Source organism: Marinobacter sp. G5_S1_61_S3, from assembly GCF_054968585.1.
In genome coordinates this window covers 1-14,491 of record NZ_JBQKUK010000023.1, presented here as the reverse complement: position 1 = coordinate 14,491, position 14,491 = coordinate 1, and the positions used below count along the sequence as shown (strand labels likewise).

Sequence of the window (14,491 nt, the reverse complement as noted above, 5' to 3'; positions counted from 1 at the left end):
GGATTGTTATCGGTTCCATGTCGTTATTCAGACTACCGGGCTTCCGGATTTGTTAGATCATCCGTCCATGGTGGGCGAATGTAATGCGGAAACAACAGCCGGGCTGGTTGTCCTCTACCAGGGACAGGTGAGCCTGATTAGCCTCGCACAGTTCTCGAGCCAGATAAAGGCCGAGTCCCGTCCCACTCTTGTCGGTTGTGAAAAAAGGTTCAAAAACAGACACGCGGTGCTCCGGAGCGATGCCCGGGCCGAAATCGCGAACATCCACGTAGGCGCGCTCGCCATCGGCGGTCACACCTGCATACAGTTCTATGCGCCGTTCGCCGGTCGCCTGTTTACTATACCGGAGGCCATTGTCACAGAGGTTGACCATCACTTGTTCAATCTGGCTGACATCAAAGCGCGCCAGGGGTAGGTTGCGTTCGGTGCGAAGCAGAATCTCGTCGGATTTCTGGTGTTCGTTACTCTGGGTTTGCAGGTAATCGTCGCGGAACGCGGATAACCATTTGTCGACGTCAATGAGGTCGGTGTCGGCAGCGCGTCGTCTCGACAGGTCAAGCACATTTTCGATGATGCCGTTAACCCGTCGGGAATGCCGTTCGATGATGTCCAGCATTTTGCGATCCCCCTCATCCAGGTTGGGGGATTCGTTCATCAATTGGGACGCGTGGCTGATGGCCCCCAGCGGGTTCCGAATTTCATGGGCAATACCTGCGGTCAGCCGCCCCAGGGACGCCAGCTTCATTTGCTGGGCCTGTTGCGTCACCCTGCTCATGTCATCGATAAATACCAGGATCTGGTCGCCGCGCTGCTGATCGAGCTGAGTGAAATTGGCCTGTACCACGGGCGAGGTTTGTGTAGCCTGGAAAGGTTCTGTTCTGCGGGCAGGGTCTTTCAGCCAGGTATCGAGGCCTCTTCGGAGCGGCCGTGGCAGATTTCGTCCCCGGCTGGGTAATTTCGAGTCCTCGGTGGCAGTGCCAAACAGCAATTCTTCCGCAGCAGCATTAGCCAGGCGGATTCGCCCGAACCGGTCGAGAACAAGTATGCCGGTTCTCATGCGCTGGATAATCTGGCGATTGATCTGCTCCAGTTCGGCAATGCTGCGGGCTCGGGAACTGGCAAGCGCTTCGCTTCGCAGCATGCGCCGGGATATGTATTGGAGGATGAACGCTGCGGCAAAATAGAGAATGCCCAGGGAGCCAGCGCGAACAATTTCATCGGCGGAGTCATCAAACACCAGCACGGACCAGGCCGAGATGCCCAGAGAACAGATAGCACCCAACGCCGCGTAGAAGGTGCCGATCCTGGTAGGGGTAAGTATGTTGCCTGCAGCCACGGAAACGATAACCAGATTCGCCAGGCCATTGGTAATGCCGGTGCTGGCAATCAGGAGTCCATGCAGGAGCAGGATGTCCATCAATATGGATACTGTGATATGGCGGCTTCTGGGCTGAAACCCTGCCAGCATTGTCAGGGCAATGAAGCCATTGATGGCGAGATAGCAGACCACCCCGGCCTGGTAATAATCCATTGCCCGGAAGCGGGAGTCGAAGTTTATAGGGTCCACAAACAGCAACGCCACCAGTATAACGCTGACGACTACACGGTAGTGGTTATAGACCCGAAACAGCCGGCCCCTCTGGTTTGAGGGTGGTGTATCGGTAATGGGCTGCTGATCAGGAGTGGTTGGTTGCGCCATCGTCCAGTGGATATCCCGCGAGAATTCTGATGTCTTGCGGGGTTATAATAGCCTTTTAATGGCAATGAGTTACAGGAGCTGCGTTATGTCCGTGCAAAAGGATGGTCAGGGGCCCGGAAAACTTCGGGTAGTGATGGCCCAACTCGATTTTCTGGTGGGCGATATCCCTGGCAATACCCAAAAGGTGATTGAGGCGACCCGACGCGCGGAACAGGAGCATCAGGCGGATCTGGTTGTGTTCCCGGAATTGTGTCTTACCGGTTACCCACCGGAAGACCTTTTATTAAGGCCTAGTATGGATGTGCGCGTTGCAGACGCGCTGGAAACCTTGCGCGGGGAGCATCTGGGCCCCGCCATCATCGTGGGGGCTCCGATACGGGAGGGCGCTCTACTTTACAACGCTGCGGTCGCCATTGAGCAGGGAAATATAACCGGTCGCTACTTCAAGCGGTTTCCTCCCAATTATCAGGTTTTCGACGAGAAGCGCTATTTTGCCAATGGCGTGGATACTCTGGTCATGGATATCAAAGGGGTGCCAGTGGGCATTACCATCTGTGAGGACATTTGGAGCGAGGGGCCGGTGGAAGACGCTGCCGCGGCAGGCGCCAGACTGGTCGTCAACCTCAATGCATCACCCTACGATATTGACAAGCAGGTGCGGCGAAAGGCTCTGGTAGAACGCAAGGCTTTTGAGAATCGGGTGAGTATTGTCTACGTCAATCTGATTGGCGGGCAGGACGAACTGGTCTTTGATGGTGGCTCTGTGGTTTACGACCATTCCGGGGTGCTTGCAGCCGAAGCACCACAGTTCAGCGAAGGGCTCTATCCGGTGGACTTCGTCTGTGAGCATCATTGCCAGCCAATCCCGCAGCCTGCCGTTGCCGAACCGTCGCTGGAGGAAAATGTCTACAAGGCCCTGGTCCTGGGAGTGCGGGACTACGTCAACAAGAATGGTTTTAAATCCGTTGTTCTGGGGCTCTCCGGCGGTATCGATTCAGCGGTGACCCTGGCTGTTGCGGCGGATGCCCTGGGGGCCGACCGGGTACGCGCGGTGATGATGCCTTTTCGCTATACCTCGGGTATGAGTATTGAAGACGCGGAAGCCGAGGCCGTGGCCCTGGGCGTTCAATACGACGTGTTCTCCATTGAGCCGATGTATGATGCCTTTATGAAAACATTGGCGGCCCCGTTTGAGGGCACGCAACCTGACACCACCGAGGAGAATCTGCAGGCCCGGCTGCGGGGCGTTCTGTTGATGTCTCTGTCCAACAAGTTCGGTTCGCTGGTGCTGACGACTGGCAACAAAAGTGAAATGGCGGTGGGCTACTCGACCCTGTACGGGGATATGGCCGGCGGCTTTGATGTGCTCAAGGACGTTCCCAAAACCCTGGTTTTTCGCCTCGCCTGGTATCGGAACAGTGTTTCGCAGGTGATTCCGGAACGGGTCATTACCCGTCCGCCGTCGGCAGAGCTGGCACCGGATCAGAAAGACGAGGATAGCCTGCCGGGATACGACGTTCTTGATCAGATCCTCAATCTCTATGTGGAGCGGGATCTCAGTGCCGATGCCATTGTGGTGCAGGGATTCGACAGGGCGGATGTCGATCGCGTGGTGCGGCTGGTGGATATTAACGAATATAAGCGCAGGCAGGCGCCGATTGGCGTGAGAATTACCGAAAGGGGTTTTGGTAAGGATCGGCGGTATCCGATCACCAATGGCTGGAAAAGCGGGAAGTAGATTGCCAGCGGGCTGCCTGATTGCTCGGGCAGCCCTACCAAATCTTATTCGTCGCCCATCAGGCCGAAGGTCACCACGCTAGACAGGGAGCGGTCCTCGCGTTTGAGTATGTCTGGCTGGAACTCTCCGTTCTCATTGAAGGCGGCGCTGTCCGGGAAGTTCTCTTTCAGCATTGCCACGGCATCCGTTGCTCCTTTTTTCAGATCCATGAAACGGAACGTTTCCGCCAGGATGATCAAGGCTTCTTCGACGGACGGCGTCGTTGAATAATTTTCGATAATGTATCGAGCTCGGTTGTTCGCCGCGATGTAAGCTTCACGGCTGATGTAATATCGTGCCGCGTAAAGTTCCAGTTCAGCTAGGCGGTTGCGGATCGCAATCATGCGCTGGCGGGCATCTGGAGCGTATTCGCTGGAGGGGTAGCGGTTCAGCAGCTCGGAAAAGTCCCGGAACGCCTGGCGCTGTTCGCCGGGGTCTCTTGCCGAAACGTCCACCGGGAAGTAGCGGGCAGCCAGGCCAATATCCAGATTATAGGATGCCAGGCCTCGCATATAGAGCGCATAGTCGGCGTGATCGCTCTGTGGATTCAGTCTGAGAAAACGGTCTGCCGCCGCGCGGGCCCCTTCCAGGTCAAGATTCTGGTAGCGGGCATAAATGAGGTCCAATTGGGCCTGTTCCGCATAGCGGCCAAATGGGTAGTAGGTTTCCAGATAGTCGAGGTTCTGCTCGGCTTCGTTGAAGTTGCCCGAGTTCATCGCATCGCGGGCATTTTCGTAATAGGTTTGTTCCGGCAGCACTTCTTCCTGCTTATCGTTCGATGCGCAGGCACTGATGAATAGCGCTGCGGTGGTGACTAGCAGTAATCGGACAACTGATCTCATGCCGGAATCCCGTATAATGGCAAAATTCGAAACGTCGGCCATTGTAACGGGGATCCGTTCACATGTGCAGTGGCACGCGCCGTGGATTCAGAAATTCTGACTCAAACGTAACACTCATACCGGCCCCGGGGGCTCAATGTCATCTGAAAACCGTATTATCGCCAGCTTCTCCATTCCACCGGAGCACAGCGACCGCCGCCTGGATCAGGCTGCGGCCGAACTGATGCCGGAGCACTCGCGCTCCCGACTGCAGGGCTGGATCAAAAGCGGCGCACTGACGGTCAATGGAAAAACCTGTAAGCCCCGGGACAAGGTAATGCTGGGCGACCGGCTCGATCTGGATGCGGAGCCGGAAGCGCAAGTCAGTTGGGAAGCGGAATCGATAGACTTGGATATTGTGTATGAAGACGAGCACCTGTTGGTCATTAACAAGCCTGCGGGCCTCGTGGTCCACCCGGCGGCAGGCCACGCTGACGGCACCCTGGTCAATGCCCTGCTCAACCATGCCCCGGAAGTGGAGAACCTGCCCAGAGCAGGGATTGTGCATCGTCTCGACAAAGATACGTCCGGCATCATGGTGGTAGCGCGCAGCCTGATTGCTCACACATCGCTGGTCGACCAGTTGCAGACCCGGACCATGGGGCGGGAATACGAAGCCATTGTGGTTGGCACCCTTACTGGAGGCTCGACGGTGGATGCACCGATTGGTCGCCACCCTCGTGAGCGCAAGAAAATGGCGGTCGTGCCTACCGGTAAGCCGGCGGTAACGCATTATCGCCTGGTGGAGCGGTTCGCAGCGCACACCCACGTTCGCTGTAAGCTGGAGAGCGGCCGTACCCACCAGATACGGGTGCATATGGCCCACGTGAAACATCCATTGGTGGGCGACCCTCAGTATGGCGGTCGACTACGTCTGCCGAAAGGCACAACAGACGAACTGAGGGACGTGCTTGCCAGTTTCCAGCGGCAGGCGCTCCATGCACGCCAGTTGACATTGGAACACCCGCAAACCGGTGAGATACTGGCTTGGGAGGTGCCACTGCCCGATGACATCGAAGGTCTGCTGGCCGCACTTCGAAAGCACGTTAAGGAGTTGGAGAACCATGACGTCTGAACTGCCGGTGATTGTCCCTGACTGGCCCGCTCCGTCTTGGGTGCATGCCGCATGCACGACGAGAATGGGCGGGGTCAGCCAAGCGCCGTGGCAATCCCTGAACCTCGGCACGCATGTGGGAGATCATCCCGATGATGTTGCGAAAAATCGGTCCCTGCTTGGGCAGTGGGCTGAGCCCGGCGCTCAGTCGTTCGGTTGGCTTAACCAGGTTCATGGTACTGACGTTGTTGAGTTGCCGCAGTCGGGTGCGGTCACCGCGGATGCCAGTGTGACCTCCCAGCCTGGGGTGGCATGTGTGGTGATGACAGCGGACTGTCTTCCGGTGCTTTTCTGTAACCCCGCCAGTGGCCAGGTGGCCGCTGCCCATGCTGGCTGGCGCGGCTTGTGTGGTGGTGTTCTGGAGCGAACGGTTGAGTATCTGGGTAATCCTGCTGCCGTCCTGGCGTGGTTGGGGCCGGCCATTGGTCCTGAGCAGTTTGAGGTTGGCCCCGAGGTCAGGGAGGCTTTCCTGATGAGCGATTCCCAATCGGGTGATGCGTTCATTTCCAGCCCTCGAAATCCTACCCATTATCTTGCGGATATCTATGAGCTTGCCCGGCAGAGGCTGGCAATGGCAGGTGTGCTTCAGGTCTACGGTGGTGAATTCTGCACGGTGACCGATCGTGAGCGTTTTTTCTCCTATCGTCGAGACGGGCAAACCGGGAGAATGGCAAGCCTGATATTCATCTCATGACATTCGTCAATTTTCTGACACTTTCCCGTCCGGTCTGCTTGAACTCCCACCAATCGCCCCTACATTAACTGTCAAAGCAGACGCAATGTCGCCGATGGAATTCTCCCATCGGTTCAGTGACAGAGATTTGGGAAGACCGAATTATGAGAATCGACAAACTGACCAGCAAACTCCAGACAGCACTGGCCGACGCCCAGTCGCTAGCGGTAGGCAGGGATCACAACTTTATAGAACCCGTGCACCTGATGCAGGCGCTGATGGACCAGGAAGGCAGCTCCATCAAGCCGCTGTTGAAACAATCGGGCGCTGAGCCTTCCCGGATACGCCAGGCTGTGGCCCGGGAGATTGAAAACCTGCCGGAAGTGCAGGGCTCTGCCGGCGATGTCTCTATGTCAAACGATATGGGCCGGCTCTTCAATATTGCCGACAAGCTGGCGCAGAAACGTGGTGACCAGTTCATTTCCAGCGAATTGCTGCTGCTGGCCGCACTAGAGGATCGGGGCAGCCTTGGGCGGGTTCTGCGGGAGCAGGGTGTCGACAAATCCGCATTGGAGCGTGCCATCGATGAGGTCAGAGGCGGTGAGTCGGTTGACGATGCGTCTGCAGAAGAGCATCGACAGGCGCTTTCCAAATACACCATTGATCTGACCGAACGTGCCGAGGCTGGCAAATTGGACCCGGTGATTGGTCGCGATGATGAAATCCGTCGGACCATTCAGGTACTGCAGCGTCGTCGCAAGAACAATCCGGTGCTCATTGGTGAGCCCGGTGTGGGTAAAACCGCAATTGTAGAAGGACTTGCCCAGCGCATTGTCAACGGCGAGGTGCCAGAAGGGCTCAAGAACAAGCGCGTGCTGTCTTTGGATATGGGCTCGCTGATTGCGGGCGCCAAGTTCCGGGGTGAGTTTGAAGAGCGCCTCAAATCCGTGCTGAATGAGTTGTCCAAGCAGGAAGGACAGATCATCCTGTTCATCGACGAAATTCACACCATGGTCGGCGCCGGTAAAGCGGAAGGTTCCATGGACGCCGGCAATATGCTCAAGCCCGCCCTGTCGCGCGGGGAGCTACATTGCGTGGGCGCCACCACCCTTGACGAGTATCGCGAAAATATTGAGAAAGACGCCGCCCTTGAGCGTCGGTTCCAGAAGGTACTGGTCTCCGAGCCTACCGAGGAGGACACCATAGCGATCCTCCGCGGCCTGAAGGAGCGCTACGAAGTTCATCACGGCGTGGAGGTCACAGACGGTGCCATCATCGCAGCGGCCAAGTTGTCTCATCGTTACATCGCTGACCGTCAGTTGCCGGACAAGGCCATTGATCTGGTGGATGAGGCTGCAAGCCAGATCCGCATGGAGATGGACTCCAAGCCAGAAGCGCTGGATCGCCTTGAGCGGCGTCTGATCCAATTGAAAATAGAGCGGGAGGCGTTGAAAAAGGAAACCGATGCCGCCTCCAAGAAGCGGCTTTCTGAGCTCTCGGATGTCATCTCCGGTATCGAGCGTGAGTACGCGGACCTGGAAGAGGTCTGGAATACCGAAAAAGCGGCACTGCATGGTTCCCAGAAGATCAAGAGTCAACTGGAACAAGCCCGGATCGACCTGGAAAATGCCCGCCGTGCAGGCGATCTCGGGCGCATGTCGGAGTTGCAATACGGCCGGATTCCGGAGCTGGAGCGCCAACTGGATATGGCGAGCCAGGCGGAAATGATGGAGATGAAGCTGCTGCGTAACCGCGTGACCGATGAGGAAATCGCCGAAGTGGTGTCCAAGTGGACGGGTATTCCGGTTTCGAAGATGCTCGAGGGCGAACGCGACAAGCTGATGCGAATGGAGGAAGCCCTCCATGGACGTGTCATCGGTCAGGACGAAGCCGTTGAGGCCGTGTCCAACGCGGTTCGTCGGTCCCGTGCAGGACTGTCAGACCCTCACCGCCCTAATGGTTCTTTCCTGTTCCTGGGGCCGACCGGTGTGGGTAAGACTGAGCTCTGCAAAGCCCTGGCGTCGTTCCTCTTTGATACCGAGGAGGCCATGGTTCGAATCGACATGTCTGAGTTCATGGAGAAGCATTCCGTCGCTCGGCTGATCGGTGCCCCTCCGGGATACGTTGGTTATGAAGAGGGTGGCTACCTGACCGAGGCCGTCCGCCGCCGGCCCTACTCAGTGTTGTTGTTGGATGAAGTTGAGAAGGCGCACCCGGACGTATTTAATATTCTGTTGCAGGTGCTTGAGGATGGGCGCCTTACAGATGGTCAGGGCAGAACGGTGGATTTTCGCAATACCGTCATCGTGATGACCTCAAACCTGGGGTCGGACATCATTCAGCAGAAAGCGGGTGAGGAAAACTACGAGTCCATGAAGAAGGACGTTATGGACGTAGTGGGTACTCACTTCAGGCCAGAGTTCATTAACCGGGTGGATGAAGTGGTGGTGTTTCATCCGCTGGCTGAAAGTCAGATTCAGGGCATTGCCCGGATTCAGATTAATGCTCTGGGCAAGCGCCTGAAAGAGCAGGATATGTCGTTGATGCTGGACGACGCAGCGATGGAGTTGCTGGCGGAAGTTGGCTACGACCCCGTTTACGGTGCGCGTCCATTGAAGCGGGCCATTCAACGAATGATTGAGAATCCGCTGGCCCAGAGGTTATTGCAAGGGGACTTCCTGCCCGGTGATACCATTCGTGGGTCGGTCAAAGATCATGGTTTGGAGTTCTTGAAAGCGTAATGTCAGGAGCGACGAGGCGGAGCATTGTGCTCTCCCTCGTCCGGATCCAACCAGAGTGTCTCTTGCATTAACCTTCGGCAGGTTCGCCGCAGTTTTCCTCTGCGATTTTCTCAAACTGCTGTTTCTGCTCCTCGATTTCTTCGGGGGTCAGGTACCGCAGTTCCCCTTCCTCTTCTATACGGATCCTGCTGTTCTGCTGAATTAGCTTAAGATTGGTGCGTGCGGTTTCGCAGTTGGCTTCCCGTTGTTTGCGCCGCGCTTCCTCTACGGCGCTTTCCTGGCGCTTCTCGCTTTCTTTGGCTTCCTGGGTTTCGAGCTGTTCCAATTGTTCCTGCGGGCTCATCCGGTTGCCTCCGGAGGATTTGCCGGTGCGAACATTGACGGACTCCGCCTGCTGTCCGGTTGGCTGCCGATCGCCAAAGTGCGTAACCCCGTCTTCGTCGGTCCATTTATACACGGAAGCCGCGAAAGCCATTGATGGTGTCGCAGCCAGAAGTACTGCCAGGGTGAGGGTTTTTCTGTTCATGCCGTTGCTCATTCCGCGTTAGCCTTGTCGAAGTTCCGCCCGTAGCGGCCCCGTCTCTATGTTAGCCTATGTTTATCATGCCATTTGTAAAGGCAAGTTTCTTCAATCTGGTTCAAATAGTTGCACAAAGTATGGCAGACCTTCGGTGGGTACGGGCAGAGAAAACAGCCGCCGCTATTGACAGGGAGTTTAGCGCTGTCAAAATTACCGATTGCCTGAAGACTGGGGTCAATACGGCAGGCAATCCCGAGCGAGTATCCCCCGTTAATTACCACACTGAATGCCCCGCGCAGGTCGCGGACTGGTTGTTGCTTACGTGCAACCCGTTGATTGGCCGTTCTCCGCAACCCTCAGGAGGGCGGCTGGCCAGGAGACAACCTCTTAATAGCTGGTGTGGCGGAGTATCCGGTTCAGCTTTCACAAGAAGCATGATGTCCGGACATCCAGGCAACCGGGACGTTTCCCGGCTCATTCACTCGTAGAAGAGGGTAGAACATCGTGGAGTTATTGTCTGGCGCCGATATGCTGATCCGGTCCCTGCAAGATGAGGGGATCGAATACATATATGGCTATCCGGGTGGTGCAGCGTTGCATATTTATGACGCGCTGTTCAGGCAGGACAAAGTCAAGCACATTCTGGTGCGTCACGAGCAGGCTGCGGTCCACATGGCCGACGGTTATGCCCGTGCTACCGGATTACCGGGCACCGTTCTGGTGACCTCGGGTCCTGGAGCCACCAACACCATCACTGGCATTGCCACTGCCTTCATGGATTCCATCCCGATGGTGGTCCTGTGCGGTCAGGTTGCATCGACTCTGATTGGTGAAGATGCATTCCAGGAGACCGATATGATCGGTGTCTCCCGTCCTGTCGTGAAACACAACCTGAGTGTCCGTCATCCGGAAGAGATCCCCGAGATCGTTCGCAAGGCCTATTACATTGCCTCAACAGGTCGTCCCGGACCGGTTGTTGTTGATATCCCGAAAGATATGACAACGCCAAACGAGCGTTACGAGTATGTCTTTCCCAAGAAGGTCAAGCTCCGTTCGTACAATCCGGCCATTCGTGGCCACGCTGGGCAGATCAAGAAAGCCGTCGATATGCTCATGGCAGCCAAGCGTCCCATAATTTATGCGGGCGGCGGTGTCATCCTCGGCAAGGCCACGGATCAGCTGACCGAGTTGGTCAGGATGTTGGGTTATCCGATTACCAACACTCTGATGGGCATTGGGTGTTATCCGGCCTCCGATACTCAGCACATCGGCTGGCTGGGCATGCATGGCACCTACGAATCCAACATGGCCATGCATCATTCGGATCTTATCCTCTGCGTGGGGGCGCGATTCGATGACCGGGTGACCAACGCGACAGAAAAATTCTGTCCCGGTGCCCGCATTGTCCATATCGATATCGACCCGGCCTCCATCTCCAAAACCATTGATGCGGATGTTCCCATTGTTGGCCCGGTGGATGCGGTGCTTAAGGAAATGATCACTCTCGTCAAAGAGAGCAAGGAAAAGCCTGACGCCGATGCAATTGCTGCCTGGTGGAAGCAGATTGAAGAGTGGCGGGCATTCCATGGCATGCGTTACGAGACCAGCCCGGATGTCATCAAGCCTCAGGAAGTGGTGGAGGCGCTCTGGAAGCTTACCAATGGTGAAGCCTTTGTGACCTCCGATGTGGGTCAGCACCAGATGTTTGCAGCCCAGTACTACAAGTTTGATAAACCCAATCGCTGGATCAACTCCGGCGGCCTTGGCACCATGGGCTTCGGCTTGCCAGCGGCTATGGGGGTCAAGTTGAACTTCCCCGATGACGAGGTGCTTTGCATTACCGGTGAAGGCAGTATCCAGATGAATATCCAGGAGCTGTCGACCTGTAGTCAGTACGATATTCCAGTAAAGATCATCAATCTGAATAACCAGGCCCTTGGTATGGTCAAGCAGTGGCAGGACATGAACTACGAGTCCCGTCACTCCCAGTCCTACATGGAGTCCCTGCCGGACTTCATCAAACTGGCAGAGGCCTATGGTCACGTTGGTGTCCGAATCGACCGAAAGGAAGATCTGGTGCCAAAGCTCAAAGAAGTGCTGGCGATGAAAGACCGGCTGGTTTTCGTTGATATCTACGTGGACCGTTTTGAACACGTCTACCCGATGCAGGTGGCCCGTGGTTCAATGAAGGACATGTGGCTCAGCAAGACGGAGAGGGTCTGATCATGCGTCGAATCATTTCTGTTTTGCTTGAAAACGAGCCCGGTGCACTGTCCCGTGTTGTTGGTCTGTTCTCGCAGCGTAACTACAACATTGAAACGTTGACGGTGGCGCCGACCGAGGACGAAACCCTGTCGCGCCTGACGGTAACAACCACAGGCTCGGACAAAGTCATCGAGCAGATCACCAAGCAGCTCAACAAGCTGATTGAAGTGGTCAAGCTGGTGGATCTGACGGAAGGCTCCCACATCGAGCGTGAGCTGATGCTGGTCAAGCTCAAGGCCACCGGGTCCCAGCGTGCCGAGATCAAGCGTACGGTTGATATCTTCCGTGGCCAGATCGTGGATGTTACCAGCTCGGTCTATACCGTTCAGTTGGCCGGTGCCAGTGAAAAACTGGACGGCTTTATTCAGGCGGTGGGTACCTCGGGCGTGCTTGAGGTTGTTCGCAGCGGGGTTTCGGGCATCGCCCGTGGTGAAAAGGTATTAAGCCTGTAACAGGCACTGACATCATTCTGTACAATGACGGCCCCCAAAAGGCCAATACAATATTATAGAGGTTTTCCATGCAGGTTTATTACGATAAGGATTGTGATCTTTCCATCATTCAGGGCAAGAAAGTTGCCATCATCGGTTTTGGCTCACAGGGGCACGCGCATGCATGCAACCTGAAAGAGTCCGGTGTGGATGTAACGGTTGGTCTGCGCCCAGGTTCTTCTTCCATTGCCAAGGCGGAAGCCTATGGCCTCAAAACCAGTGACGTTCCCGCAGCAGTTGCCGCAGCGGATGTCGTTATGGTTCTGACGCCGGACGAGTTCCAGGCCCAACTGTATAACGCAGAGATCGAGCCGAATCTGAAGCAGGGCGCCACTCTGGCGTTTGCCCACGGTTTTGCGATCCACTACAACCAGATCGTGCCGCGCAAAGATCTGGATGTGATCATGATTGCCCCGAAAGCGCCGGGCCACACTGTGCGCACCGAATTTACCCGTGGCGGCGGTATCCCTGATCTGATTGCCATCTTCCAGGATGCTTCCGGCAACGCCAAGAACCTGGCGCTCTCGTACGCCAGCGGTATCGGTGGCGGCCGCACCGGCATCATCGAAACCACCTTCAAGGATGAGACTGAAACCGATCTGTTTGGTGAGCAGGCTGTTCTCTGTGGTGGTACCGTTGAGCTGGTAAAGGCGGCCTTCGAAACACTCGTGGATGCCGGTTACGAGCCTGAAATGGCGTACTTCGAGTGTCTGCACGAGCTGAAGCTGATTGTTGACCTGATGTACGAGGGCGGTATTGCCAACATGAACTACTCCATCTCCAACAACGCGGAGTATGGTGAGTACGTGACTGGTCCGGAGATCATCAACGAGCAATCCCGCGAAGCTATGCGCAATGCCTTGAAGCGCATCCAGACCGGTGAATACGCCAAGATGTTTATTCAGGAAGGCAGCAGCAACTACCCGTCCATGACGGCCCGTCGCCGCATTAATGCCGAGCATCAGATTGAGACCGTTGGCGAAAAACTGCGCTCCATGATGCCCTGGATCTCCGCGAACAAGATCGTGGACAAAGACAAAAACTGATCCGGTACCTCGGACTGGTTTGGAAAACGCGGCCCGGGTGGCCGCGTTTTTCGTATATACTCCGCCTAAATGCTTTCCGGAGTGATTGGAATGACTGATGAAAAGAAGCAGGCCGAAACACAGGCTGAAAAGAAAGATGTTCGGGGACGGTCAGACGCCTCTGGTCATGAACATGATATTGAGTCCGGCGAAGTTGTCGAGGAAGAGTTGGTAGAGGGGGCGCCGGTTCGTCGCAAGGGGATATACCTGCTGCCTAATGCGCTGACAACGGCTTCCCTGTTCTCTGGCTTCTACGCGATCGTTTCCGCCGCAAACGGCGTATTCGACAATGCCGCGATTGCGATCTTTGTATCCATGATCCTGGATGGGCTTGACGGTCGGGTTGCCAGGTTGACCAATACTCAGAGTAAGTTCGGCGAGGAATACGACAGTCTCGCGGATATGGTCGCCTTTGGTGTGGCTCCGGGTATGGTGGCGTTCTTCTGGTCGCTGAACAGTCTTGGTCAGGTTGGTTGGGCTATTACCTTTATCTATGTGGCGGGAGCTGCTTTGCGGTTGGCACGATTCAACACCCAGATCGGCTCCATGGACAAGAAGTTTTTCGTGGGGCTGCCCAGTCCTGCGGCTGCAGCGTGTGTTGCCGGGTTAGTGTGGTGTTTTCATGCGATGGAGCCGGCCAGTTGGCTAACCCTCATGACGATCATCGTCGTTGGCGGTTGTGGTGTGTTGATGGTCAGCAACATTCTCTATAAGAGTTTCAAGGACCTGGATATGCGGGGGCGGGTGCCGTTCGCTGCAATACTCCTGGTGGTGCTGATGTTTGTGGTTGTCGCGCTTGATCCGGCAACAGTCCTGTTTAGCGGGTTCCTTATCTATGCGTTGTCGGGGCCGGTTTTTGCACTGTTTAGAAAATCGCGCCGCTCGGCAGGCGAGTCGGCGTAATTTCGGCCTGAAAAATGAACGTTCTGATTGAGGTTTGATCAGCGTTATAGGGGGTAACCGAAACAGAGTAAAATTAATTGATTAACCTCGTTGACACATTCTCAGGGCTCTGTAGAATGCGCATCTCTTTCGAGGGGAACGCCACCGAGGCGGACCAGAAATTGAAAGGCAACCGTTTGAATTTGTTGGCAGTTTTTCGGTTTAAAACCGAAGTCAAAATAAACGGTTGACAAGGCGGCGATTCGATGTAGAATACGCCACCTTGATCGGGCAAGCCCCGAACGCTCTTTAAAAAGTTAACCAAGTAATTCGTGTGGGCGCTGGCCGAGGTATTTCGGATGC

General features: G+C 55.8%; 12 protein-coding genes. 8 read left to right on the top strand and 4 right to left on the bottom strand.

The window, feature by feature from the left end; genetic code table 11:
• Positions 1-52 precede the first annotated feature (52 nt).
• Positions 53-1,699 (bottom strand): ATP-binding protein, encoded by a 1,647-nt coding sequence (locus tag ACTRWH_RS18820; protein WP_462826728.1) that lies wholly within the window; start codon positions 1,697-1,699, stop codon positions 53-55.
• Positions 1,700-1,784: 85 nt separating this feature from the next.
• Between ACTRWH_RS18820 and ACTRWH_RS18815 the strand changes: the two genes are divergently transcribed.
• A complete protein-coding gene (locus ACTRWH_RS18815) occupies positions 1,785-3,437 on the top strand; it encodes an NAD+ synthase (protein WP_085681588.1) in 1,653 nt (550 codons plus the stop codon).
• Positions 3,438-3,481: 44 nt separating this feature from the next.
• Here the strand turns inward: ACTRWH_RS18815 and ACTRWH_RS18810 are convergent, their stop codons facing one another.
• Complete coding sequence (locus tag ACTRWH_RS18810) at positions 3,482-4,318, bottom strand: outer membrane protein assembly factor BamD (protein WP_041336829.1); 837 nt, start codon at positions 4,316-4,318, stop codon at positions 3,482-3,484.
• A gap of 136 nt (positions 4,319-4,454) precedes the next feature.
• Between ACTRWH_RS18810 and rluD the strand changes: the two genes are divergently transcribed.
• The 3 genes from rluD to clpB all read left to right on the top strand — a co-directional run bounded on the left by rluD (position 4,455) and on the right by clpB (position 8,885).
• On the top strand, positions 4,455-5,432 hold the full coding sequence (gene rluD / locus ACTRWH_RS18805) for a 23S rRNA pseudouridine(1911/1915/1917) synthase RluD (RefSeq protein ID WP_085681587.1): 978 nt from the start codon (positions 4,455-4,457) through the stop codon (positions 5,430-5,432).
• Positions 5,422-6,165, top strand: a complete 744-nt coding sequence (pgeF, locus tag ACTRWH_RS18800) for a peptidoglycan editing factor PgeF (protein ID WP_075195694.1) — start codon at positions 5,422-5,424, stop codon at positions 6,163-6,165. The genes rluD and pgeF overlap by 11 nt, the downstream gene beginning before the upstream one ends.
• 143 nt (positions 6,166-6,308) lie before the next feature.
• A complete protein-coding gene (gene clpB / locus ACTRWH_RS18795) occupies positions 6,309-8,885 on the top strand; it encodes an ATP-dependent chaperone ClpB (RefSeq protein WP_036203689.1) in 2,577 nt (858 codons plus the stop codon).
• A gap of 67 nt (positions 8,886-8,952) precedes the next feature.
• Here the strand turns inward: clpB and ACTRWH_RS18790 are convergent, their stop codons facing one another.
• Positions 8,953-9,411 (bottom strand): DUF4124 domain-containing protein, encoded by a 459-nt coding sequence (locus ACTRWH_RS18790; RefSeq protein WP_350033409.1) that lies wholly within the window; start codon positions 9,409-9,411, stop codon positions 8,953-8,955.
• A 498-nt stretch (positions 9,412-9,909) separates the two neighbouring features.
• On the opposite strand from ACTRWH_RS18790, the gene ACTRWH_RS18785 reads away from it, so the two are divergent.
• From ACTRWH_RS18785 to pssA, 4 genes are all read left to right on the top strand, one after another.
• Positions 9,910-11,628, top strand: a complete 1,719-nt coding sequence (locus tag ACTRWH_RS18785; protein ID WP_085681584.1) for an acetolactate synthase 3 large subunit — start codon at positions 9,910-9,912, stop codon at positions 11,626-11,628.
• 2 nt (positions 11,629-11,630) lie between these two features.
• Complete coding sequence (ilvN, locus tag ACTRWH_RS18780; RefSeq protein WP_007155058.1) at positions 11,631-12,122, top strand: acetolactate synthase small subunit; 492 nt, start codon at positions 11,631-11,633, stop codon at positions 12,120-12,122.
• 68 nt (positions 12,123-12,190) lie between these two features.
• The gene (gene ilvC / locus ACTRWH_RS18775; RefSeq protein ID WP_007155057.1) at positions 12,191-13,207 is read left to right on the top strand and encodes a ketol-acid reductoisomerase; all 1,017 of its coding nucleotides are present in this window, start codon (positions 12,191-12,193) and stop codon (positions 13,205-13,207) included.
• 90 nt (positions 13,208-13,297) lie between these two features.
• Entirely contained in the window at positions 13,298-14,149 is an 852-nt protein-coding gene (gene pssA / locus ACTRWH_RS18770) for a CDP-diacylglycerol--serine O-phosphatidyltransferase (protein WP_036203693.1), read from the top strand.
• Between the two features lie 73 nt (positions 14,150-14,222).
• Here the strand turns inward: pssA and ACTRWH_RS18765 are convergent.
• Positions 14,223-14,491: hypothetical protein (locus tag ACTRWH_RS18765; protein ID WP_462826727.1), on the bottom strand; the 269-nt coding region annotated here is incomplete at its 5' end.

Coding starts and splice junctions, on each gene's coding strand:
- ACTRWH_RS18815 (WP_085681588.1), top strand. CDS start 1,785: ATGTCCGTGCAAAAGGATGGTCAGGGGCCCGGAAAACTTCGGGTAGTG.
- pgeF (WP_075195694.1), top strand. CDS start 5,422: ATGACGTCTGAACTGCCGGTGATTGTCCCTGACTGGCCCGCTCCGTCT.
- rluD (WP_085681587.1), top strand. CDS start 4,455: ATGTCATCTGAAAACCGTATTATCGCCAGCTTCTCCATTCCACCGGAG.
- pssA (WP_036203693.1), top strand. CDS start 13,298: ATGACTGATGAAAAGAAGCAGGCCGAAACACAGGCTGAAAAGAAAGAT.
- ilvN (WP_007155058.1), top strand. CDS start 11,631: ATGCGTCGAATCATTTCTGTTTTGCTTGAAAACGAGCCCGGTGCACTG.
- ACTRWH_RS18820 (WP_462826728.1), bottom strand. CDS start 1,699: ATGGCGCAACCAACCACTCCTGATCAGCAGCCCATTACCGATACACCA.
- ACTRWH_RS18790 (WP_350033409.1), bottom strand. CDS start 9,411: ATGAACAGAAAAACCCTCACCCTGGCAGTACTTCTGGCTGCGACACCA.
- ilvC (WP_007155057.1), top strand. CDS start 12,191: ATGCAGGTTTATTACGATAAGGATTGTGATCTTTCCATCATTCAGGGC.
- clpB (WP_036203689.1), top strand. CDS start 6,309: ATGAGAATCGACAAACTGACCAGCAAACTCCAGACAGCACTGGCCGAC.
- ACTRWH_RS18810 (WP_041336829.1), bottom strand. CDS start 4,318: ATGAGATCAGTTGTCCGATTACTGCTAGTCACCACCGCAGCGCTATTC.